General features: G+C 44.0%; 20 protein-coding genes. All 20 read right to left on the reverse strand.

Annotated features, from left to right (window positions below):
- Positions 1 to 4: 4 nt before the first annotated feature.
- Positions 5 to 1,612 (reverse strand): putative polysaccharide biosynthesis protein, encoded by a 1,608-nt coding sequence (locus LLY41_RS00620; RefSeq protein WP_304587993.1) that lies wholly within the window; start codon positions 1,610 to 1,612, stop codon positions 5 to 7.
- A gap of 170 nt (positions 1,613 to 1,782) precedes the next feature.
- Positions 1,783 to 2,319: a stage V sporulation protein T gene (gene spoVT / locus LLY41_RS00625; RefSeq protein WP_095246056.1), complete on the reverse strand. Its 537-nt coding sequence runs from the start codon at positions 2,317 to 2,319 to the stop codon at positions 1,783 to 1,785.
- Between the two features lie 298 nt (positions 2,320 to 2,617).
- The gene (gene mfd / locus LLY41_RS00630) at positions 2,618 to 6,157 is read right to left on the reverse strand and encodes a transcription-repair coupling factor (RefSeq protein WP_304586661.1); all 3,540 of its coding nucleotides are present in this window, start codon (positions 6,155 to 6,157) and stop codon (positions 2,618 to 2,620) included.
- A 486-nt stretch (positions 6,158 to 6,643) separates the two neighbouring features.
- Positions 6,644 to 6,874, reverse strand: coding sequence for an anti-sigma-F factor Fin (locus LLY41_RS00635; protein ID WP_095246053.1), 231 nt, complete (start codon positions 6,872 to 6,874; stop codon positions 6,644 to 6,646).
- Between the two features lie 130 nt (positions 6,875 to 7,004).
- Positions 7,005 to 7,565 (reverse strand): aminoacyl-tRNA hydrolase, encoded by a 561-nt coding sequence (pth, locus tag LLY41_RS00640; RefSeq protein WP_304586662.1) that lies wholly within the window; start codon positions 7,563 to 7,565, stop codon positions 7,005 to 7,007.
- Between the two features lie 752 nt (positions 7,566 to 8,317).
- Complete coding sequence (locus tag LLY41_RS00645; protein ID WP_304586663.1) at positions 8,318 to 8,968, reverse strand: 50S ribosomal protein L25/general stress protein Ctc; 651 nt, start codon at positions 8,966 to 8,968, stop codon at positions 8,318 to 8,320.
- A gap of 164 nt (positions 8,969 to 9,132) precedes the next feature.
- Entirely contained in the window at positions 9,133 to 10,089 is a 957-nt protein-coding gene (locus tag LLY41_RS00650; RefSeq protein ID WP_304586664.1) for a ribose-phosphate diphosphokinase, read from the reverse strand.
- A 44-nt stretch (positions 10,090 to 10,133) separates the two neighbouring features.
- Positions 10,134 to 11,507 (reverse strand): bifunctional UDP-N-acetylglucosamine diphosphorylase/glucosamine-1-phosphate N-acetyltransferase GlmU, encoded by a 1,374-nt coding sequence (gene glmU / locus LLY41_RS00655; protein ID WP_304586665.1) that lies wholly within the window; start codon positions 11,505 to 11,507, stop codon positions 10,134 to 10,136.
- Positions 11,508 to 11,779: 272 nt separating this feature from the next.
- Positions 11,780 to 12,070 carry a septation regulator SpoVG gene (gene spoVG, locus LLY41_RS00660; protein WP_009336662.1) on the reverse strand — a complete coding sequence of 97 codons (291 nt, stop codon included), beginning with the start codon at positions 12,068 to 12,070 and terminating at the stop codon, positions 11,780 to 11,782.
- A gap of 166 nt (positions 12,071 to 12,236) precedes the next feature.
- Entirely contained in the window at positions 12,237 to 12,611 is a 375-nt protein-coding gene (locus LLY41_RS00665; RefSeq protein ID WP_048009782.1) for a RidA family protein, read from the reverse strand.
- A gap of 23 nt (positions 12,612 to 12,634) precedes the next feature.
- Positions 12,635 to 13,453 carry a pur operon repressor gene (gene purR, locus LLY41_RS00670; protein WP_304586666.1) on the reverse strand — a complete coding sequence of 273 codons (819 nt, stop codon included), beginning with the start codon at positions 13,451 to 13,453 and terminating at the stop codon, positions 12,635 to 12,637.
- A 59-nt stretch (positions 13,454 to 13,512) separates the two neighbouring features.
- On the reverse strand, positions 13,513 to 14,382 hold the full coding sequence (gene ispE / locus LLY41_RS00675; RefSeq protein ID WP_304587994.1) for a 4-(cytidine 5'-diphospho)-2-C-methyl-D-erythritol kinase: 870 nt from the start codon (positions 14,380 to 14,382) through the stop codon (positions 13,513 to 13,515).
- Positions 14,383 to 14,700: 318 nt separating this feature from the next.
- Positions 14,701 to 14,874: a small, acid-soluble spore protein, alpha/beta type gene (locus LLY41_RS00680; RefSeq protein WP_095246050.1), complete on the reverse strand. Its 174-nt coding sequence runs from the start codon at positions 14,872 to 14,874 to the stop codon at positions 14,701 to 14,703.
- A gap of 122 nt (positions 14,875 to 14,996) precedes the next feature.
- A complete protein-coding gene (gene veg, locus LLY41_RS00685; RefSeq protein WP_009336667.1) occupies positions 14,997 to 15,260 on the reverse strand; it encodes a biofilm formation stimulator Veg in 264 nt (87 codons plus the stop codon).
- Positions 15,261 to 15,566: 306 nt separating this feature from the next.
- The gene (gene yabG / locus LLY41_RS00690) at positions 15,567 to 16,451 is read right to left on the reverse strand and encodes a sporulation peptidase YabG (protein ID WP_095246041.1); all 885 of its coding nucleotides are present in this window, start codon (positions 16,449 to 16,451) and stop codon (positions 15,567 to 15,569) included.
- A gap of 178 nt (positions 16,452 to 16,629) precedes the next feature.
- Positions 16,630 to 17,508, reverse strand: coding sequence for a 16S rRNA (adenine(1518)-N(6)/adenine(1519)-N(6))-dimethyltransferase RsmA (gene rsmA / locus LLY41_RS00695; RefSeq protein ID WP_095246040.1), 879 nt, complete (start codon positions 17,506 to 17,508; stop codon positions 16,630 to 16,632).
- Positions 17,501 to 18,061 (reverse strand): ribonuclease M5, encoded by a 561-nt coding sequence (gene rnmV / locus LLY41_RS00700; RefSeq protein ID WP_095246039.1) that lies wholly within the window; start codon positions 18,059 to 18,061, stop codon positions 17,501 to 17,503. The genes rsmA and rnmV overlap by 8 nt, the downstream gene beginning before the upstream one ends.
- 477 nt (positions 18,062 to 18,538) lie before the next feature.
- Positions 18,539 to 19,732, reverse strand: a complete 1,194-nt coding sequence (locus LLY41_RS00705) for a G5 and 3D domain-containing protein (protein ID WP_095246049.1) — start codon at positions 19,730 to 19,732, stop codon at positions 18,539 to 18,541.
- 633 nt (positions 19,733 to 20,365) lie between these two features.
- Positions 20,366 to 21,133, reverse strand: coding sequence for a TatD family hydrolase (locus LLY41_RS00710; RefSeq protein WP_304586667.1), 768 nt, complete (start codon positions 21,131 to 21,133; stop codon positions 20,366 to 20,368).
- Positions 21,134 to 21,347: 214 nt separating this feature from the next.
- Positions 21,348 to 23,315: a methionine--tRNA ligase gene (gene metG, locus LLY41_RS00715; RefSeq protein ID WP_095246036.1), complete on the reverse strand. Its 1,968-nt coding sequence runs from the start codon at positions 23,313 to 23,315 to the stop codon at positions 21,348 to 21,350.
- Positions 23,316 to 23,879: the final 564 nt, after the last annotated feature.

Genomic DNA, 23,879 nt, shown 5'->3' on the forward strand with positions numbered 1-23,879 from the left:
CGATTCATCTCCTAGTCTTTTTAGGAAGCAAGAACATGAGTTTGCTTCCAAACGGCAGCAAAGCAAGCTCTTCCTCTTTAAAAGTATTGCCTTTAAACATGATATACAAATACGTAAAGCCTCCGAGCGCTACGCCGCTTAATGCCTGGAATCCGGCAAACGCCCTGCCCGGCTCCGGGATGGTCAGCAGTGCTGTGGCAGATAGGTACAGCTGCAGAACAACTGACATCATTAGTGCTGCGAATCCAGCCGCAAATAGAAATCGCAGTGAAATCAATGAAATTTTCAAGTATACCTGAAGCTTTGCTATAAGAAGTATGAGGACGGCCGCAAGGGCTATGCATGATGCCGCGGCTGCACCGATTGTGCCGTATGATGGCACCAATAGCGTATTCAGGACGAGTTTTGCCGCAAATCCAAGCAGAATGGCTCCTGCCGGAAAAAAGATAAACCCCAGTCCCTGTAAAATGCCGGTGATAGTGATGATCAGGCTGCTCAGCAAAATCAGCAGACTGAGAATCGCCAGGACATCTGATCCTGATGAGTTTTCAAACAGCATAATATTCGCAGGCTTTATGATATTCCAGAGCCCAACGGTTGCGGCCGCTCCAACCAGAATGCCGATTTGAAGGGCAAGTCTGATTTTACTATGAAGGAATGAGGGCTGATTTCTCATTTTTTCTTTGGAAATGAGCGGCACAAGCGACAGAGACATGGATGTTGCCACGACAATGCCCAGCTGGACAATCGGCTGTCCTCGGTCATACACGCCTTTCAGCGCCTTGGCTTCTTCCCCTTCAATTCCGGATGCCAGGAGGAGCGAGTATAAATTAAACGAATCTGCCAGCTGAATGAAAATAAGCACCAGACTGCTTATGCAGATGGCAAATCCCTGTATGATAATCGTTTTGGCCAGCTTGCCGCCTTGTTTAAAATCGATTGAAATGGCGGACGGCAGGCTTTTTCTACTTTTTATATAAAAAAAGGTAATTAAAATCAGGACGGCGATGACTCCGCCGGTAACGGCCCCGAACATGGCCCCGCCTCCCACCATGTAGAGGGAATTCCCTTCCTTAACCAGCAGATAAGCGGCAAGCAGGATCGTAACGACCCTGACAAGCTGTTCTCCTACCTGGGAAACAGCGGTTGGAACCATGTCTCCTTTCCCTTGGAAATATCCCCGGAAAAGAGACAGGACTGGGAAAACAAGAAACACGGCTGCCACCACTCTGAGCAGAATCGCCAGCTGCGGATCGCCCATCCTTGCTGCCAGCCAGTCCGAGCCCCAGTACAGGGTGGAAAACCCGATAAAACCTATTATGAATAAAACAAAGGCAGATACGGCAAATAAGTTTTGAATATCCTGCTCTTTCTTTAGAGCAGCCTGTTCGGCATAAAGCTTAGAAATAATGACCGGAAACCCGTATGTAGATAACACAATAATGATTCCATAGAACGGATAAACCTGCTGATATATATAAAACCCTACATCCCCGACAATATTTTGAAAGGGGACCCGGTAAATTGCGCTTAAAATTTTGGTAATCAAGGCAGCGACCGTCAGGATAAACGCACCTCTAAACAAATCGCCGGATGTCTGAACGGGCCTCAGGTTGCCCATCTCCTTCCAATTGAATTCGAAAGTATTATAGCATATTGGGGCTTTGTGCGGGATTTTTCGGTTGTGCGCGGAATGACCCTGATTGCGTTCACTTCATTTTGGTTTTGCACGCCAAAGAAAAAAGGCAGCATTCCGCTACCCCTTTCATTAAGTATTCATTTTTATGATTCCATTTGTCTGGCCAGGAAGCCTGCTGCTGTTTCAACTGCTTTTTGTTCCACATCGCCAAGTGAATCTTCTTTTGCAAAAATGATAACTGCACCAATTGGGTCGCCGTTTGCAATGATTGGGCCAATTGTATAAGCAGAGGAAGATTCAGTGTTCCCGTCCACAAGCGAAATATCGCCTGACTGGTTTACCAGGACTGAACTGCGTTCTTCCATTGTTTTTTCAACAAGATCGCTTATATTCTTGTTTAAATAGTCCTTTTTAGAACCGCCTGCAACAGTAATGTAAGTATCTCTGTCACAGATTAACACTGGATTTCCCAGGCTGTCATATAAGGCTTCTGCATATTCTCTTGCAAAATCGCTCAGTTCACTGATTGGTGAATATTTCTTTAAGATGACTTCTCCATCACGATCTACGAAAATCTCCAGCGGGTCCCCCTCACGAATACGCAATGTTCTGCGGATTTCTTTAGGAATGACTACACGACCCAAATCATCGATACGACGAACTATACCTGTTGCTTTCATCCAACGTTGCCTCACTTTCATCTGATGATTTTTAGAAAAGCGGAAGTGCCTTGCCGCACTTGCTCTTTCCTCTTCTGGCTATGATCCATAATTGGGAGAAAATGAATGCATCGCCATGTTTGAACTTAGTATCTTTCATATGGAAAGTTATATACGTGCACAAAAACTTTTTCTCATAGATGTTATTCATTCCATTTCCGGATAAACATTCCAAATGGTCCTTCACTTAAAAATACCCTCATCAGAATGAGTTAAACATTACTAATGTTTCATTTTATTGACAGGGATGTGTCTAGAATTAGGCAGTTGGATGTTCTTGTTCCTTCTTAGCTTCCTGCATTCCCTTGATCACTTCGTAAGCAATATTGAGCCATTCATTTGTTTTGACGCCTTTAATATGAAGGACTGCTTTCAGCTTCTTTCCATCCATGCCCAGGCCGATCATCCGGCCGTATTTGCTGGTGATCTGGAAAATCTTCTGTCCGTCTATATGTTCGCTGGCATTTTCGGATAAAAGAATCAGCACTTCCTGTTTGGATTGCTTCACTGTCTCGACTCCTGCCAGTTCACCGTAAGCCTTCATTTCAGCAATCTGGAATAAGTATCCTACCTCATCCGGATATTCCCCAAAACGGTCAATCATTTCATCCTGAAGCTCTTCTACATCTTCAAGAGAGGAAATGCCGCGGAACCGCTTATACATTTCAATTTTCTGATGGCCATCAGATAAATAGAAATCAGGAATATAGGCATCAACATCCAGATCGATTTCAATTTTAGCCGGCTTTTCCTCGATGCCATCCAGCTTATCTTTCCGTTCTTCAATCGCTTCTTTCAGCATTTGCGAATACAGATCAAAACCGACCGAGTCGATAAATCCATGCTGTTCGGCTCCAAGCAGATTGCCGGCGCCCCTGATGGATAAATCCCGCATGGCAATTTTGAAGCCTGACCCGAGCTCTGTAAATTCTTTTATGGCCTGAAGCCTTTTTTCAGCTACTTCTGTTAGTACTTTGTCTTTTCGATACGTAAAGTACGCATAGGCAACTCTGTTGGAACGGCCAACCCGGCCCCTGAGCTGATAAAGCTGGGACAGACCCATTTTGTCTGCATCATGGACAATCAGCGTGTTGACATTTGGAATATCTACACCTGTTTCAATAATCGTTGTGCTGACGAGAACATCGGACTCGCCTTCAAGGAAGCTTAACATAACAGATTCTAACTCATTTTCCGTCATTTTCCCATGGGCATATGTTACCCTTGCATCTGGAACCAGCATGGATATTTCCTCGGCTTTTCGTTCTATATCCTCCACCCGGTTATATAGAAAATAGACCTGTCCATCCCTCGCCAGTTCCCTTTCAATGGCTTCACGAACCAGCGCACCATTGTATTCCATCACATAAGTCTGAACCGGGAACCGGTTTTCAGGCGGTGTTTCAATAACGGAAAGGTCCCGAACGCCAAGCATTGACATATGAAGGGTTCTCGGGATTGGCGTGGCTGTCAGAGTAAGGACATCCACATTAGTCTTAAGCTGCTTAATCTTTTCTTTATGTGTCACGCCAAAGCGCTGCTCTTCATCAATAACGAGCAGGCCTAAATCTCTATACTGGATATCCTTTGATAAAATCCGGTGTGTGCCGACAACTACGTCAATAGTCCCGGCCTTTAAGCCCTTAAGCGTTTCGGTCTGCTGCTTTTTTGTTCTGAATCGGCTTAATAGCCCAATTTCGATCGGGTAATCCTGGAATCGTTCTCTCATTGTTTCATAATGCTGCTGAGCCAGGATCGTCGTCGGAACGAGGATGGCAACCTGCTTTCCATCTGCAATGGCCTTAAAGGCAGCACGGATGGCCACTTCTGTTTTCCCATAGCCAACATCTCCGCATAATAAGCGGTCCATCGGTCGCTCCCTCTCCATATCCTTCTTAATTTCATGGATGGAGCGGATCTGGTCCTCTGTTTCCTGGTAAGGGAAGGCCGCTTCAAACTCTCTTTGCATATCCCCATCCGGATTGAAGGCAAAGCCTTTTGATGCCTCGCGCTCTGCATAAAGCTTGATTAGATCATCCGCAATATCCTGAACAGATGATTGAACCTTCTTCTTAACCCGCTTCCAGTCGTTTCCGCCCAGCTTATAAATTTTAGGCTCTTTTGCTTCGGAGCCAACATATTTCTGGACAAGATCGATCTGCTCCACCGGCACGTACAGCTTGTCGCTGCCCTGGTAGCGGATATGAAGATAATCTTTATGGACTCCATTAATCTCAAGGGTTTCAATCCCCAGGTATTTTCCGATCCCGTGATTGACGTGAACGACATAGTCCCCAACCTTCAGTTCGGAATAGCTTTTGATTCTTTCCGCATTTGAAAGCTTTTGCCTGCGGGCTTTCTTTTTCGTACGTTTATTAAAAAGCTCTTCTTCCGTAATAACGGCCAGCTTTTGGCCCGGAAGCTCAAAGCCGGTCTGAAGGCTGCCCTCTGTAATTTGGATTTTCCCTGTTAAAACCGGGTCATTCTCACTCACAAATGCTGCTTCAATTTCGTAGTCTTCAAGAACTCTCTGCAGCTTTTTGATCCGATCTTCATCTGGGCCCAGGAATACGACCGAATATTTGCCTTTTTTCCATCTGTCCAGCTCGCTTTTCAGCACATGCATCTGTCCATGGAAATTCTGCATCTGTTTGCAGGTGACATTAATGATGTTTTGCGGGTTGGTATTCGGTACATGTCTCAGGAACAGGGACATATACGTAATCGGATGTCTGGAACGGTGTAAAAACTCTTTTAAGGTGTGGGATACCTTCACATCATGAATGATCTGGCCCTCGCCCAAAAGACTTGTATACCACTCAGCCTCCTCCTTATCCAGGGAGTCGTTCATTTCCTGAACACGGCTGATTTCATCAATGAAAATTAAGCCATTGGCAGGGAGATAGTCTACTAAACTACTTCCTTCCTCAAAGGCAAACGAAAGGTATTTGAAAAGCTGTTCAGGCTTATTCCCCATTCGCAGCTGTTCCAATTCGTAGCCAACATTCTGGGCCAGCTGCGTTTTCGCTTTATCGTCTTTCAATTTTTTCAGGCTTGATCCCAGGCCCTTTTCCAATTTTTCAATTATGGTCTCGAAGTGTTCTGAATTAAGAGGGATTTCGGTTGCCGGGCCAATTGAAATCTCGGTTAGTTTTTCTTTTGATCTCTGATCCTCCAAAGAAAAGGTCCGGATCGAATCCACTTCCGTATCAAACAGCTCAATCCTTACCGGATCCGCTTCAGTCAGTGGATAGATATCAATGATTCCGCCCCTGACACTGAATTCTCCAGGCGAAGAAACCATCTCAGAGCGGACATAGCCCATCTGAACAAATCTTTTTAATTGATCATCAGTCAAATCATCGCCTATTTTTAAAGACAACTGGTATTGTGTCCAGTGGTTTGGAGGCGGAAGAATTTTTCTTAGCCCGGCCATCGGGACAATCATGATACCTGTCTTATGTGTACTCCAATAATTTAAAGCCTCAATCCGCTGGGCCTTTAACTCGGGGCTGGCAATCCCCATTTCAGCCGCGATCAATTCATTGGCAGGATACAAAAGCACTTCAGATTCTCCTGCCAGATAGACGATATCATCATATAGCTTCTGTGCCTGCAGAAGGTTGTGCGTCACAACAAGCATCGGCCTTCCCGATTGCTCATATATGGAAGACAAAAACAAGGTGCGTGCCGATCCTGATAAACCGGCAAGCATCTGCTCCCTCAGTCCTTCCTCAATGCCAGACAAGATGGAACTTACATCATCCTGCCGGCTAATAATCTCTTTAAGACCAAACATGAAAGCCCCTCCTATAAGAAAAGCGTAAGCGCCTTGGTCACCCCCGACAAGCACAAGACGAGCCTCACAGAAAGGCGTTCTTTGCCTTTTTGAGAGGATTGGCTTGTGACCTCGAGGGGGTAGGCTGCTTGCGCTAGACAGTTCTCGAAGTTAAAAGTTATATTTTCTTATCTTTTTAGAAAAGCGCAAGCGCCTTGTTTTACCCCGTAACTCTCGAGGGGCAGGCTGCTTTCGCTAGGCAGTTCTCAACGTTCAAAAGCTCATTTATTTTATAAAAGTGATCTGGCAGTTTAACCGCCAATAGGCAGATGTCATTCCAGGCCCCTTTGAGCCTGAAAACTGACAGTCTGCAAAATCCATTTCTTCTATCATTAATCTTACTAAATAACATAAGGATCCAACAAGAAACTATAGAACGGTTTCTATCAAATATATAATGCCTCAAAACAGAAATAGAAAAACGCTTTGGATTGCCTCCAAAGCTTTTTAATGAATAATAAAGTCCTGCTGATGATAATCCGGATTGCGTTCGAGTGATTCCTGGCAATCCTCACAGATCGCTCGAACATGCATATCTCCTGACTGATCATACGAGATCATCTCCTGGCGTTCCTGATCGTTTAGCTTATGGAAGCCAAGCTGCTCTGAGTAAACAGAACTGTTCTCTATTGAACCAATCTTTGTTCCGCAATGACGGCAATGATAATGAATAGACATGCCTGTCCCTCCCGTTAAACTGTCCATATATCCTAGTATGGACTCCGGGCAGGGAACTTATTCACGCATCCGGCGCTGCCGCCAAAGGTGAGATACATTATTCTATGATAAGATTAATAAAATATGAAGATTATTGATTAAAATCGTTCATTACGTGTAAAAATGGTCTTTTGAACCATTCCTCACAGGCCTCTGCACACTTTTTAGCCGTTTCGTCCATGATGGCCTGTTCTTCTTTCGTGAAGCGGCCGAGCACATAGTCCGGCACCTTCATTCCGCTTGGCGGACGGTCGATCCCCACTCGGATTCTGTTAAACTCCTGTGTCCCCATATGTGCGATTGTCGACTTGATCCCATTGTGGCCTCCTGCGCTCCCTTTTTGGCGGAGCCGAATCTTGCCCACAGGAAGATCCAGGTCATCATAGATGACCACAAGTTCATCATCATTAATCTCGAAATAATCCATAACAGCCCGGATGGACTCTCCGGATAAATTCATATATGTAAGAGGCTTAAGCAGAAATACTTTTTCTCCGTTCACATAGCCTGCTCCAAATACGCCTTTCAGCTTGGCCTGATTCAGAGGAATATTCAGCCGGTCCGATAAAACATCAATCACATCAAAGCCAATATTGTGCCTCGTTTTATCATACTGCTTGCCGGGATTCCCCAGCCCTACAATTAATTTCATTTTCTCACCCCATAGTAGAAAAGCGCAGGTACGCCCGGGAATTACCTGGCGTGTGCGCTGACTTTATCTATTCTCTTTTTTATTATAGTAGAAAGTGTGTGGTTTCGGTAAGAAGATTCTGGTTTGAGTTTGCCGGATTGGACTCTGCCGGCTTTTTTTTCGGTCTCTCTGGTTGGATTTGGGCCGAGTTCTGACTCTGTGGGCACGTTTTCTGCTTCTTGTGTCCGAAGTTGGACCAGGTTCTGACTCTAACCACCCGTTTCCTGCTTTTTGTGTCAGAAGTTGGACCAGGTTCCGACTCTAACAACCCTTTTCCTGCTTTTTGTGTCAGAAGTTGAACCAGGTTCCGACTCTAACAACCCTTTTCCCGCTTCCTCTGTCCGAAGCTGCCCCAGGTTCCGACTCTAACAACCCTTTTCCCGCTTCCTCTGTCCGAAGTTGAACCAGGTTCCGACTCTAACAACCCTTTTCCCGCTTCCTCTGTCCGAAGCTGCCCCAGGTTCCGACTCTAACAACCCTTTTCCCGCTTCCTCTGTCCGAAGTTGAACCAGGTTCCGACTCTAACAACCCGTTTCCCGCTTCCTCTGTCCGAAGCTGCCCCAGGTTCCGACTCTAACAACCCGTTTCCCGCTTCCTCTGTCCGAAGTTGCCCCAGGCTGTCCAAAGCCGGGCCCATGCAAGCTCATTTCAAACCCAAGCAAACAGGGGCTTGCCATAATGCAAAGCCCCTGTAAGAATAGCGTCTCCCGAGCTTATTCTTCGCCTGTTTTATCTTCGTCTGCTGTTGTTTCTCTGCCTTCTTCATTTTCAGGTGTGCCCGCTTCCTGTTCTTCACCGCTGTTGATTTCTTCTTCCTGTCTTGGAGGAAGGATGGAAGCGATAACCGTGTCTTCTTCATTGTTTATGTCATAGCCGCGATTTGCTTTGATATCGGCGACTGTCAGGGTCTCATTTACCTGGAGGTTCGTTACATCCACTTCAACAGAGGATGGAATATTACTTGGTGTCGCTGTGACTGAGACTTCATGCATGGATTGCTGCATAACGCCTCCATCTTTCACACCTGCTGCATCTCCAGTTAAGACGACGCGTACATCTGCCGTCATTTCCTTATTCATATCTACCGCAAGAAAATCCGCATGGACAATTGCATTTTTAATTGGATTGGATTGATAGTCACTTAGCACCACTTCATGCTTGCTGCCATCTACATCCAATGAGAATACGCCGTTTCTGCCTACTTCCTTTATTGTCTTCAGAAAATCGGCTTCGCTTAAGTAGATTGATTTGCTTTGCAGCTTTGAACCATACACAACGGCCGGAATATTCCCTTCCCTGCGCAGTGAGGTTAAGTTAGAGTTGCGTGAACCTTTTCTTTCTTTTGCCTGCAATACAGCTGTCATAAAAACGTCCCCTTCCTCATTTTAAAAATAGTCTTGTCTATATAAAAAAATGCCCTAAAATGAGGAAGTCTAAACGTTTTTGTTTTTTACAGATTTATTATTTTCAGAAAGAACGCAAATCAGGCTTGCTGCAAAGCAAGCCTGGGTAGTTATTTAATGACCGATCAATCAAATAGAGTGCTGACAGATTGCTCTTCATGAACGCGGATGATCGCTTCACCGATCAGCGGCGCAACGGAAAGTTCGACAATCTTGCCTGTTTTCTTCTCTTCCTGAAGAGTGATTGAGTTTGTCACAACCAATTCTTTGATGGTTGAGTTTTCAATTCTTTCGATGGCAGGTCCGGATAGAACCGGGTGTGTACAGCATGCATACACTTCTGATGCACCGTTTTCGATCAGGGCATTTGCTGCAAGTGTAATCGTTCCGGCAGTATCAATGATATCGTCGATTAAGATGGCCGTTTTTCCATCGATGTTCCCTACAATGTTCATGACTTCAGCCACATTTGGTCTTGGACGGCGCTTGTCAATGATGGCAATCGGCGCTTTTAAGCGGTCAGCCATTTTACGCGCACGTGTTACGCCGCCGTGGTCCGGTGACACAATTACAATGTCGTCATTCATCATTTTGTTCTTAAAGTAATCAGAAAGGATTGGCACACCCATTAAATGGTCGATAGGAATATCGAAGAATCCTTGAATTTGCGGCGCATGCAGGTCAAGTGTAATCACACGGGTTGCACCAGCAGTTTCCAAAAGGTTTGCTGCAAGCTTAGCTGTAATCGGCTCACGCGCTCTTGCCTTGCGGTCCTGGCGGGCATAGCCATAGTAAGGCATTACGATGTTGATGGTCTTGGCAGATGCACGCTTAAGAGCATCGATCATGATCAAAAGCTCCATTAAATGCTCATTGACAGGAGAGCTCGTAGACTGGATTACATACACATCGCATCCGCGGATGCTTTCTTCAATGTTAATTTGGATTTCGCCGTCGCTGAAGCGCGTTACGGAACATTTACCAAGCTCCACACCAATCACATTGGCGATTTCTGCAGCCAGCTTGCGGTTTGAATTTAAACTGAACACCTTTAAATTTGGATCTAAATACTGGTTTGACATTTTGGGCCTCCATCGATTTATTTCTAACAAATAGAAAGTTCGGTTTATTTCTTAATGTTTAAGTTTTGCGTGTAGTTTTCCTTGTTCACCTGGCGTGCGCGGGCAATGGATAGGGCTTCTCCCGGCACATCTTCAGTAATCGTCGAGCCTGCTGCTACATATGCACCTTCCCCAATCGTTACCGGTGCGACGAGATTGGAGTTGCATCCAATGAATACACCATCTTCGATTTTGGTCAGGTACTTATTTTTGCCGTCATAATTAACTGTGATCGAGCCGCAGCCCAGGTTTACATCCTTGCCTACTTCTGCGTCGCCAATATAGCTCAGGTGAGAGGCTTTGCTTCCTTTTCCGAAAACAGACTTCTTCACTTCAACAAAGTTGCCGATTTTCACTTCATCATGAATATCTGATTGCGGACGAATGTGAGCAAACGGCCCAATATTCACTTGTGAACCGATATGGCTGTCATGTGCTGCAGACTGGCGGATTACTGTGCCTTCTCCAATATGGCAATCAGAAATCTCCGTATTAGGTCCGATCACACATTCAGAACCAATGATGGTATTGCCGGAAATGATGGTTCCAGGGTAAAGAACTGTATCAGAGCCAATTTTCACATCCGCACCAATATATGTGTTTGACGGATCAATAATGGTCACGCCGTTACGCATATGTTCTTCATTAATCCGCTGTTTCATGAATGATTCTGCCTGGGATAAGGCTACCCGGTCATTGACACCCAGAGTTTCACCAAAATCAGCCGTCTGGTAAGCCGTAACGACTTCACCTTCATTTTTCAGAATCTCAATAACATCCGGAAGGTAATATTCACCCTGCACATTATCATTTGTTACTTTGTTTAAGGCTTCAAACAAAGCCTTATTATCAAAGCAATAAGTTCCAGTATTGATTTCTTTTATCTTGCGTTCATCGTCAGAAGCATCTTTCTGTTCCACGATTTTTTCAACCATCCCCATGTCATTGCGGATCACGCGTCCATATCCGAATGGGTTTTCTGCATGAGCTGTTAAAATAGTCGCTTTGGCAGAAAGCTCTTCATGATGCTTGAAAAGTGCTTCCATCGTTTCATGCCTGATGAGCGGTGTATCTCCGCAGACTACGATCGTCACACCCTCTTTGCCTTCAAGCATTTCGCGGGCCTGCATAACCGCATGTGCGGTGCCCAGCTGCTCTTCCTGAAGAGCATATTTGCTGCTTGAGCCAAGCTGCTGTTCGACCATTCCTGCTCCGTGCCCAGTAATCGTGACAATTTCTTTTATGTTAAGCTTTGTAACTTGATCAACTACATGTTGAACCATCGGTTTGCCGCATACAGGGTGAAGTACTTTGTAAAGCTTTGACTTCATTCTTGTTCCCTGGCCTGCGGCTAAAATAACCGCGTATCGATTAGACATTTACAGGCCTCCATTTTAACCTTTTTATCCATAACGAATATATCTTAAATGGGCTCTTATTTCAAGAATTGATGACAAAGTACAAATAATTGTCATTACCATAAACGGTATTTTTTGAAGAAATGGTTTATTTTTATTATAGAAAGGGTAATGGAAAGATAGAAAAAAGCCCTAAGAACCGCCATTAGCTGGAGGTCTTAGAGCTTGGTTTTTTCACAGCAGAAATAAAAAAGAGCCTTACTTATGAAGTAGGCCCTTGTTGATTTATTTTCTTAGGAAGCACCGGCTTCTTCAAATTCCACTTCTAATTCACCTAAACGGTGGTACTCGGCTAATACAGCCTCCTGGATTTTACCGCGCGTTCCTGAATTGATTGGGTGCGCGATATCTCTAAACTCCCCATCCGGAGTACGTTTGCTTGGCATGGCTACGAATAAGCCATTATTCCCATCAATCACACGAATATCATGAACAACAAATTCATGATCCAGCGTAATAGATGCAATTGCCCTCATACGTCCATCCGTGTTAACGCGGCGTAATCTTACGTCTGTCACTTCCATTCTGTTCACCACCTTTTCGAGAAGATATAATCCTAATTGTATAAATTCAACATATTTCCTGAATCTCCTTCTTTAATTAAAAATATTTTTTGAATATTTCGTTCAAAGATTTTTCCCAAATAAAAATGCCCGTCACATGAACGGGCGAATGAATGGCGGTTATTATTTATTTTACAAGTGCTACTACTTCAATTTCCACCAGGGCATCCTTTGGCAGGCGTGCCACTTCCACACAGGAGCGTGCAGGCTTATGGGTGCTGAAGTATTCTCCATACACTTCATTGATGGCTCCAAATTCGTTCATGTCCTTTATAAACACCGTTGCTTTTACCACGGTATTTAATGACGCGCCAGCTTCTTCAAGCACGGCCTGAAGGTTTTTAAATACCTGATGCGTCTGTTCTTTTACATCCCCATCTACCATAACACCCTCTGCTGTGAGCGGAATTTGCCCTGAGCTGTAGAACAGGTTATTTACAGTGATCCCCTGAGAATAGGGTCCTATTGCTGCCGGTGCCTGATTCGTCTGAATGACTTTCATGAATTCTCCCCTAAAAAATATGATTATTTTTTAAAATAGTTACCTTCACTTACATTGATTTTCTTTTCCCTCACATCAACATCGGATAGACGCACAAGAGAAAGGTACTCATCAACCAGCCGTTCTTCTGCTTTTTCTGCCTCGACCAGGACAGCAATGCCTGCAAGGTTTGCTTTGAATTCTTCCAGCATGCTGACCATGCCATTAACCGTTCCGCCAGCTTTCATAAAATCGTCAATGATCAAGACATTGGAACCCTCTGCCAGGCTTCTTTTCGAAAGGACCATGGTTTGAATCCTCTTGGCCGAGCCTGACACATAGTTAATGCTTACAGTGGATCCTTCTGTCACCTTGCTGTCCCGTCTTACGATGACAACGGGCACATTGAGGTAATTTGCGGCAGCATAAGCAAGCGGAATCCCTTTTGTAGCTACCGTCATGACCACATCAACGGGCTTATCCGCAAAGGCTGAGGCAAAAATCCTGCCTGCACGCTGGACAATTAAAGGATCTCCGAGAATGTCAGTCATATAAAGATAACCTCCGGGAAGAAGCCTTTCGGGGCTTGCAATTAAGCTGCAAAGCTCGTCCATAAATGGCCGGGCTTCATCATCAGTTACTTTAACATGGAACTTGACGCCGCCTGCAGCTCCGGAAACGGTCTGCAGCGTGCCTATTCCTCTTTGCTCAAATGTTTCTTTGATGATGGCGAGATCTTCACTGATCGAAGACTTGGCAGAACCATACCTTTCTGAAAAGAAAGTTAAGGATACCAGCTGACGCGGATGGTTCAATAAATAATTGGTCATATCTATCAACCGTTCGCTTCTGCGAAATTTCATTGTGGAACCCCCATTTAAATCCGAATATTTTAACGATAATATACCACTAATATACGGATTTAATCAAGCTTATGTCTTTCTCCAAGCATTCTGACCGCAAAAACCTGGTCGCAAAAACCTCGAAGGCCATTATAAATCCGATGCATCCTTGAGTCATGATGCACAAGCCCAAACACCGTAGGGCCGCTGCCGCTCATCAGGACAGCATCCGCACCAAATCGTTTCATCTGGTCTTTTATTTGCAGGACCTCGGGGTGCATATTCAGTGTGACATCCTCGAGAACATTCCCCATGTTCCGGCATACGTCACCATAGCTGCCCGAATTGATTGCTTCGATCATTCCTTCAGTATTGGGATGCTGCACCTGCTCTACATCGAGTCTCCTGTATACATCCGCTGTCGATACGCCGATGAACGGCTTAGCAAGTATGACCCAGCAGGTTGGAGGAGCAGGAAGCTCCTGAATTCTCTCTCCTCTTCCTGTAGCTAATGCAGTGCCTCCGTATACACAAAAAGAAACATCAGAACCGATTTCCGTCCCTATTTCAGCAAGTTCATCCAATGAAAGCCCCAGACCCCACAGCTTGTTAAGACCTCGGAGGGCCGCAGCTGCATCACTGCTGCCGCCGGCAAGGCCAGCCGCAACCGGAATCATTTTTTCTATTGTAATGGACACACCTTTTTTTACTTGAAACCGTTCTTTAAGAAGGTGCGCAGCCTGATATGCCAGATTTCGCTGATCATCCGGAACAAAACGGTTATGAGAGATAATCCTGATCTCATCTTTATCTAAAAGTGTTAATTCCAGGCGGTCTGCCAAATCAATCGTTGTCATTATCATTTCCACTTCATGATAGCCATCTTCCCTTTTATGTAAAACATCTAATGACAAATTGATTTTAGCAGGCGCCTTAACCATGACCTTCAACATTTCCACCTACTTCTTTCCTTTGAATCGGACTCCTGTCCAGCTCCACAAGCGAAGTGCTTTGCCCTGCCGGTTCGTTTCGAAGGGAAAGCCATACCTTCATACAGTATTGACTTTATTTTACCCGGCAATAAGCGGCGGCTTAAAGCTTTTCTCATAGAGCGTCTCCATTTTTTGTCCTATTTTACCACAAAATAAACATAAAAGCTCAGGTGTCTTGGAATATAGAGGTTATGGCTGTTAGAAAGAAGAAATGCCGAGGCATAAGCCTCGGCAGACGCAGTGCATATTAATGCTTAAACATATTCTGTGCGAATGCTATTTGTTAAGAAGGTTCTGCTGTGCGATTTCGATGGCCCGCTTAACCATATTGCCGGCATCCTTCGCCCGGATGCCGCCCCAGCCTTCCTTTTGGACCACATCATAAAAGCCAAGCTCTTTCGCAATTTCTTCTTTTAATCCATCTGACATAACCCCGCGTCTTCTGGCCAACATTAACATCCCCTTTCGCACTGCGGTATGTATAGTATGTGAAAGGGTCCTGCTATTTTATGAAAAAAGGGCAAACAAAAAGCAGTAAACAATTTGTTCACCGCCCGCTGTCATATATATTATTAGCTTAAAGCAACCTGTCCTGATGTATCTTCATAGAATGTAATTTGAACCGTTTCTGTTAAAACATCCGCATAGCTGTAAGATACCCGTTCAAATGCATTTTCATCCTGATCTAACTCAATCACAAATACTGAAGGATACGTTTCGGCCAGAACTCCTGAGCGTTCAATGGTCTTTCTGCGCCCGCCATTTGCTTTTAGCAGGAGCCTTTTCCCAAGATTTGAATCAAGAGCTTTTTTAATATCTGATAATGTTTTTGCCATTCGGTCCACCTCACTATGTTAAGTATATCACACTGACACAATACTGTCAAACAAAAATATAAATTATAACAGTGTTTAAATTTAAATGTCAATATGTTTTGTTCTACTTTTTCTTCTAATTTTCAACAATTTTAGGATTACCTTAATTGGAAAAGATTATGTATCGTTTTTATAAAGCTTATAAGCTTGCCGTTCATTACCTGGGAAATAGACGAATACCCACGCGAAATTTATCGAAAAATGCTAAATAACTTATTAGAAATAACATAAAAAAACAAGCCGTATAAAAGAAAAACGGCCTGCACATTAAGATTCATTTAATTCATCGTCATTGTAAGGCATTCCTGTTCTCAGTACTCCCCGGGTTTCAATTCCTCCAAGTCCCTTTTCACCTGTCAGTGTATTTCTTAAGATATCCCATAAATTGATTCTTTCCATAAATGGTGTAAGGCTGACTTTCGCCACAATGTATACAGGGTCAAGGGCATGAATATTCACTCTGGAAGGAGAACTGGCAAAATTGGCTCCAGCATGGATCAGTGATTCGAAATGTGACTGACATGCTCCGGCAAAAATGACAAGCTGATCAAGATGCGGTACTTTTTTGCGTGCTTCCCTTACCGCCTGCACAAATTCCCTGGAGTGCCTGTAAGCATTGATATCGGATTTTTTCCCCTTTGCCTTTGAATATGCATCATGGCCTGTTACAACGAGGATATCCGGCCTGTAATGATCGATGAGCTGTCCGATTTTCATCGGCATTTCCTTTTCGCTGCAATGGATCCCTGTTACAGGAATACCTATTTTTTCATACACACTCAGGCATTTTTTTAAATAAGAAGGATCACCATCCAGGTGAAGAACCCTGCCTGGTATCTGAAAATAGTTAAGCGTCTTGCTGTAGCCGTCTGTCACTTCATACTCCTGCTTCTCCCTCAAGAGAGCCACATCCTGCCTGAATAGCTGGAAGGACTGTTCTTCAAGAGATCTGAACTCCTGTTCGAACTTCATCCGCTGCGCCTGGTTGATGACGATTAAATCCTCACAGGGAGCATCCGCAACAAGACGGATATCCTCTCCGAATAATATGGCAACTTTTTTTCCGCCCTGTTCTCTAATATCAATCACGCGGAATAGAATATCACAATGATACGAAATTCTTCCGACGATATCCATCGTATTTATAGTCAATGTCGTCACTCCAATTTCCCGAGGGTAAACACGGTCTGCATCTAATCTCTTGTTTGTGATTTGTTATTTATGTCATAAATTATGCATTTGACTATGAACATGTGCGTAGAAATGACGGATGGTTGATAGACGTTTGGGCGAAAAAAAAGCCCGCTGTATAGTCAGCAGGCTTGGTCTTTTATGAAAAATGAGGCAGCAGAGCATCGCTCAATCGGGCAAATTCTTCGATGGATAGAGTTTCCCCTCTTCTGCCCGGCTCGACATTCGCTTGTTCGAGAGCGGAGAGAATTTGTTCCTTCTTCTGTTTTCCTTCAGGCAATTGGCTTGTTAAGTTGTTCAGCAGCGTCTTGCGCCTTTGGGCAAAGCTTGCTTTTGTTACCCGGAAAAAGAAAGATTCACTTTTAACCGCCACTGCAGGCTGTTTGCGCTTTGTCAGTTTAATGACAGCAGAATCCACATTCGGCTGCGGCACAAAGACCGTCTTCGGCACGATCATGGCCGTTTCAGCCTCTGTATAGTACTGGACAGCAATGGAAAGGGAGCCGTACTCTTTTGTGCCTGGACGGGCCGAGATCCTGTCTGCCACTTCTTTCTGCAGCATACAGACAATGCCCCTGATCGGAAGCTTGTCCTCGAGCAGCTTCATGATGATCGGGGTTGTCACATAATACGGAAGGTTGGCGACAACCATTATATCGTCAAAGCCTTCAAATTCCCGTTCAATCGCCGTCTTAACATCTGCCTTCAATACGTCTTCATTAATGATGGATACATGGGGATATGGCGATAGGGTTTCCTCTAAGATTGGAAGCAGCCGCTGGTCAATTTCAAAAGCCAGCACCTTTTTGCTTCTCCGTGCCAGCTGTTCGGTCAGTGCCCCAATTCCCGGGCCGATTTCGATGGCGCCCGACTCTTCCGTTATATCAGCATGATCAACAATCCTGCGGAGAATATTCGTATCGATCAAAAAGTTCTGTCCCAGGCTTTTCTTAAAAGAAAATCCGTATTTATCCAAAATCGCCTTTGTTCTCGCTGGCGTTGCAATGTCTTTATGCATTTTGTTCCTCCTTGCGAATAGCTTCGATTGCCTCAGCAAAATCCTTTTGGCTGATCTGAAACATCATTAAGCGCTTATGAAGCTGCTTGCCGTTTGTGTAGCCGATTTTAAGAAGCCTGCCAAGCTTTTCTCTTCTTTCCTTGGCACCTTCCCCGCCAATCAGGCCTGCAGTGACCAGGTCTTCCTGTGTAATGGTTTCTTCATAGGTTTCCTGCATAATCTGTGCGTCCTTTAGTGCCTGGCGGATCATTTCTGGCGATGCATGCTCAACACCCACTCCTCTGCCATGCTTGTGGAGGGCGTCCGCTTTTTCTATAAAGGCATGCTTGCATCCTGGAACTTCATTGGTGATCGTATTCCGGATCTTTTGTCCGGGAAAGTCCGGGTCTGTGAACACGATGACCCCTCTGGTCTTCTGGGCAAGCTTTATTTTTTCAATGGTTACCCCATTAATGGCAGATCCATTTGTTTCAATTGTATCGGCATCCAGCGCCCTCCTGATTGCCGCTGTATCATCCTTGCCTTCTACAACAATAATTTCCTTGATTTTCATGGTTCCTCCTAAGAAAAGCGCAAGCGCCTTGCCCACCCCCGACAAGCACAAGACGAGCCTCACGGAAAGGCGTTCTTTGCCTTTTTGGGAGGATTGCCCGAAAGGTGGAGGCGACTGCCCAGGGACGACAGGCATAAGACGGTTCCTGTAAGAAGGCGTTTTTCCTTCTGAAAGGAAACGGCTTATGACCCCGAGTCCCTAGGAGCCGAAACAAGACAAGCTTGTGACCTCGAGGGGGTAGGCGCTGGAGCTAGACAGTTATCGATGTTCAAAAAAATTCCGTAAAAAAAATATAAAAAATTGAAAAAAACTTGAAACATTTCTGTAATGTAATTCGTCTAAATAGATGTAAGAAGAATATATTTATAAAGAATAGTTCTTATTATATATGAACCAGCTTAAAAATGAAAAATGTTATCCATTAACCTTCTCTGCAATGAAATAAAAAATGCAGGGGAAGCCCCTGCATCACAAAATTTAATTCAGTATCTTAATTTTTACCGTTTTTCTTCCCCACTTGTATGCTTCTGATTTGGAGGAGAAGAATACATCGATTTTGTTTCCTTTAATCGCGCCGCCTGTATCAGCTGCAACGGCATAGCCATAGCCTTCCACATAGACCTTCGTTCCAAGGGGAATGACACTTGGATCAACCGCTATGACCTTAGCACCCGGATTGGCACGCAGGTCCAAACCGGTAGCCGTTTTGCCTGAGCATCCGCTGCAATTAGCCGTATAGGCAGTTGACGATACATATATTTCTTTACCGCTTGCCTTGCTGCTTGTTCCGCGGGAAACGACTTGTGTTGCTGCAGCCACCTTTGTTCCGACAGCAACGACTTTATCCTGCTTTTCCTTCACTTGCTTTTCACTGATCAGCTTTCTGGAAATTTCTTTGCCATTCTCCAGGACGACTTCAAACTCTTTCGCTTTAAGGCCTTTTTTTCCAGCATTCATTACTTTTTCAGTTCCCTTAGTCAAGCTGTTATCCTTCTTTGTTACAACTGCGAAATTAATTGGTTCTTCCACTACATCGGTGACTTTTTCAACTCGAATGACTTTTATTTTGTCATTGGCTTTGACTGTCTCTTCCAACTTTGGTTCAACGCGGTCTAAATCATTAATCTTGATTCCCTGCTGTGATAAAAAGTCAGCGACCGTAGTCGAAGTTGACCAAACCTGCTTCTCTTTGCCGCCATTATTAAGCGTTAAAGCGAATGCTTTCTCTACTTGAATTTCCAGGTTGTTTTTAACTGTATCCTCTGGCTTTGGCTGAACCTTATCATGTTCAGTCAGCGTAATATTCTGTTCTTTTAAAACGTCCCCGACTGTCTTTGCAGCCGTCCAAATCGTTTTCTTCTCGTTATCTGTTACAACTTTCACCTGTTTAGCCGGTTCATAGACAATTTCTGTATTGTCCTTAACCTCTGTGTTTACCGAGGGAAACACATAATCTTCTGAGCGGAGTGAAATATCTAGATCATCGAATATATCTTGAATCGTTGTTGCATGCGTTTTGATGACTTTCTCTTGGCCGTCTATCGTCAGTGCTACTGTTTTCTTTGTTGTTTCATATGCAATGAAACCGCAGGCAGCAGCAAAAACTACTAAACTAGCAGAAAAAATGGCCAATTTCTTTTTACTCAAAGACTTGGATAACAGGTTTTTCATGTTTTGAATCACGATGAAAAACGCCTCCTTTTCTCTCGGAGTGATTATATAGAGTATCTCGCCGACTGTCAACTCTTTCAATTTTCCAGCTTCCGAAAGGCTGGAAGAATGCAGGCATTGGGCTTTTTTGCCTGGATTCTTAGAACTGTACTCTATCTCTATGTATGAATGATAGTTCCCTTCTATGCATGCCTTCTTGCAAATGCTCTGTTTTTGGTCATGCTTGCCTTGGATTTATACTTTTCCACATCCAGGTGAAAAATCCTTCTTTTTTGGTTTTAGGAATTTTTCACGCATTTGGAAATCCTTTATATTCCGCTGACCAGACGCTCAGCAATCGGGAGCGATTTAAAAAAGTTTCCTCAAGACTTCAGGTTTCCTGCCCTCCATCTGTCACATCCCGACCAGCAGAAAACGCCCTCCGCTCGATCAGCAGGCGTGCATTACAGCACCTTTTTTCAAGTAATTGGCAAACACTTCCGTAAACATATTTCCTATTATGCAAAAAAACCGGATGAAAGGAAAGAGAGACTTATCGACATGGTTATCCTATGAGAAGGAGGAGACATGTAGAACTTTTTAGAATCAGAAAAGATTTGGACAAGCTCCTACAGGCTTCGACAAAATGAGCTATCAGTTTATGCCGAATAATTTTTTTGCATTTTCTGTGGTTGCCTGTGCAACTTCTTCTGTTGAAAGTCCTTTTATTTCTGCAATCTGCTCTGCCACCAATTTGACATAGCTGGGCTCATTCCGTTTTCCTCTGTGCGGATGAGGGGTCAAATATGGGCAGTCTGTTTCAATCAACAGCTTTTCAAGCGGAATAACATCGGCTACTTCCTTTGGTTTTTTCGCATTTTTGAAGGTCACTGGACCGCCAAGGGAAATGTAGAAGTTCATATCCACACACTCTTGGGCAATTTCCGGGCTGCCGCTGAAGCAATGCATGATTCCGCCCACTTCTCCCGCTCCTTCTTCCTTGAGGATCTCGACTATATCGGCTGTAGCATCACGGTTATGGATGACGATGGGAAGCTTGACTTTCTTCGCAAGACGGATCTGCTTTCGAAAGACTTCCTTCTGAATATCCTTCGGGGACTTGTCCCAATAATAATCCAGGCCCATCTCTCCCAGTGCCACCACTTTAGGATGGCTGGAAAGCTCTTCAATCCAGACCAAATCTTCCTCTGTCATATCAATGGCATCGACTGGATGCCATCCCACACTGGCATAGATGAAATCGTATTTCTCAGTCAGCTCCATTGCTTTTTCAATGGTTGGACGGTCAAACCCGACGACCACAATGTTGGAAATTCCTTCACTAAGGGCCCGGTCAATCACCTCTTGTAAATCTTCGCTATATTGTTCGGCATTAAGATGTGCGTGTGTGTCGAAAAACATCAAAAAACTCCTTTTCCTTCATATTATTTTTCTATTACTATTATGTCAGTGATGTAACAAAATAACTTTACTGTCAAAATGGTTCCAATTATATAAAATCGCCAGAAATTACTTTCCAAGAATAATTTTTTCCAAAAATAAAAAACATAGAAATGCTTACGGTATACGCTTAACACTTCTATGTTTTTATGTTTAACAGGAAAAATAAATAATATTATTTTACCCTTGCACCTAGTGGAAGAGATTCAGCAATGGTGGCAAGTGAAAGTTCGCCGTCTTTTCCTCCTGCTAAAATCATTCCTTCTGAAAGCTCGCCGCGAAGTTTAACAGGCTTTAAATTGGTTACACAGATGACTTTTCTGCCGACCAGTTCTTCCGGCTTATAAAATTTAGCAATTCCGGAAACGACCTGGCGTTTTTCATAGCCAAGATCCAGCTGTAATTTCAGGAGCTTATCAGCTTTTTTCACCGGTTCTGCCTCGATGACCTGGGCCACTCTTAAATCGACCTTCATAAAGTCATCGATTGAGATTTCCTCGCTATCCGGCTTTTCCTCTGCTTTTGCTTCGGGCTTTGCTTCTTCTTTAGGAGCAGCAGATCCCTGCATTTTTGTTTTTATGAACTCAACTTCTTCTTTAATATCCAGGCGTGGGAAAATCGGTTCTCCCTTTAATACCTTTGTGCCTTCAGGAATCAGGCCGAATGTCTCAAGGCTTTCCCAGGATGTTAATGCTTCTTCATTGACATTAAGCTGTGTGAAGATTTCCTTCGGCGTGCGTGTCAGGAATGGCTGCAGAAGCACTGCCGTTCTGCGCAGGGATTCTGCCAGATGAACCATCACACTTGCAAGCTCTTCCCTCTTCTCTTCCTCTTTCGCCAGAGTCCAGGGCTGTGTTTCATCTATATATTTATTCGTTCTGCTGACAAGCTGCCACACGGCAGATAAAGCAACAGAGAACTCCATTTTTTCCATCGCTTCCTCGTATTTGGAAACCGTCTCACGGTTCATTTGCAGCAGCTGCTGGTCGAACTCACCTTCTGAACCTGTATATGCCGGAATAACACCGTCAAAGTATTTATTCACCATCGCGATCGTACGGTTTAGCAGGTTGCCTAAATCGTTGGCAAGATCAAAGTTGATTCTCTCCACAAAACCTTCCGGTGTAAATACTCCGTCTGCGCCGAACGGCACTTCGCGAAGCAGGTAATAGCGCAGTGCATCCAGGCCATAACGGTCAATTAGGGTAACAGGGTCCACTACATTTCCCTTTGATTTGGACATTTTGCCGTCCTTCATCAAAAGCCAGCCATGGGCAAATACCTTTTTCGGCAGTGGCACATCCAAAGCCATCAGCATGATTGGCCAGTAAATCGTATGGAAGCGCACAATTTCTTTTCCAACGAGGTGAACATCTGCAGGCCAATAGTTCAGATACTTGGAATCATCATCGGTTCCATAGCCAAGTGCGGTAATGTAGTTGGATAGTGCATCAATCCATACATACACCACATGCTTAGGGTTATTCGGCACTTTTACTCCCCAGTCAAAAGTTGTTCTGGATACTGCCAAATCCTCAAGGCCCGGTTTAATGAAGTTATTGATCATTTCATTTTTGCGTGATTCAGGCTGTATGAAAGATGGATTTTCTTCATAATATTGCAGAAGTCTGTCAGCGTATTTGCTTACCTTAAAGAAATAAGATTCTTCCTTTACTTTATGAACGGGACGTCCGCAGTCAGGGCAGTTGCCGTCCGCAAGCTGGCGTTCTGTGTAATAAGACTCGCAAGGCGTACAATACCAGCCTTCATATTCGCCAAGATAAATATCACCCTGTTCTACAAGCTGGGCGAAGATTTTTTCAACGATCTGCTTATGTCTGTCCTGTGTCGTGCGGATAAAGTCATCATAGGAAATATCAAGCTTTTTCCATAGATCCTGAATGCCGGCAACAATTTCATCCACGTACTGCTGAGGTGTTACCCCTTTTTCTTCTGCCTTCTCCTGGATCTTCTGTCCATGTTCATCCGTTCCCGTCAGGTACATAACATCAAAGCCGCGCATGCGCTTGTAGCGCGCCATCGCATCACCGGCTACCGTTGTATAGGCATGCCCTATATGTAAATTTCCACTAGGATAATAAATTGGAGTGGTTAAATAAAACGTCTTTAATTTGTCCTCCACAAGATTCCCTCCCTTATTGTATGAAAACATCGGTGCATATTTATATGCAACTATGTTTTTGGCTGTGTCCTATGTCTCATAATGGATACTAAAAAATCCCGCCCCTTTTGGACGAGAGTATTAATCAAAAAATCGTGCCGTTATTGGGCCTGCTATATCAATATTTTACAAGAAGTTATATCGTCAGCATAACCTCTTATACCATCAAAATATACCTAAAAACTTGAAATTGTGCAACCAATAGGCAGAAAGGATTGGCAGTATTTTTCTTAAATAAATTTTTTTATGTTTCTATCCCTAAAAACGGAAACTGCCTTTCGAATATTATTATCGTAATAGCATGGGTTTTTGTAGAATTTTGTCGAAATGTCGAAAAGAGTCATATCCTTAAAATATGGAAGCTCATTTCCATATTTTCGTTTAAAATGGCATTTATTTCGAAAATCGTAGTTATACCAACACTTCATCGAGTTTCCTAAAATTTTCTATTCCATTCCAAAATAAAGTAATTGACGTATATGGGAATGGCTGGTATTATAAATGTAACAAAGATTTTGTCGAATA

The sequence above is a fragment of the Cytobacillus firmus genome (assembly GCF_023612095.1).
Lineage (GTDB): Bacteria > Bacillota > Bacilli > Bacillales > Cytobacillaceae > Cytobacillus.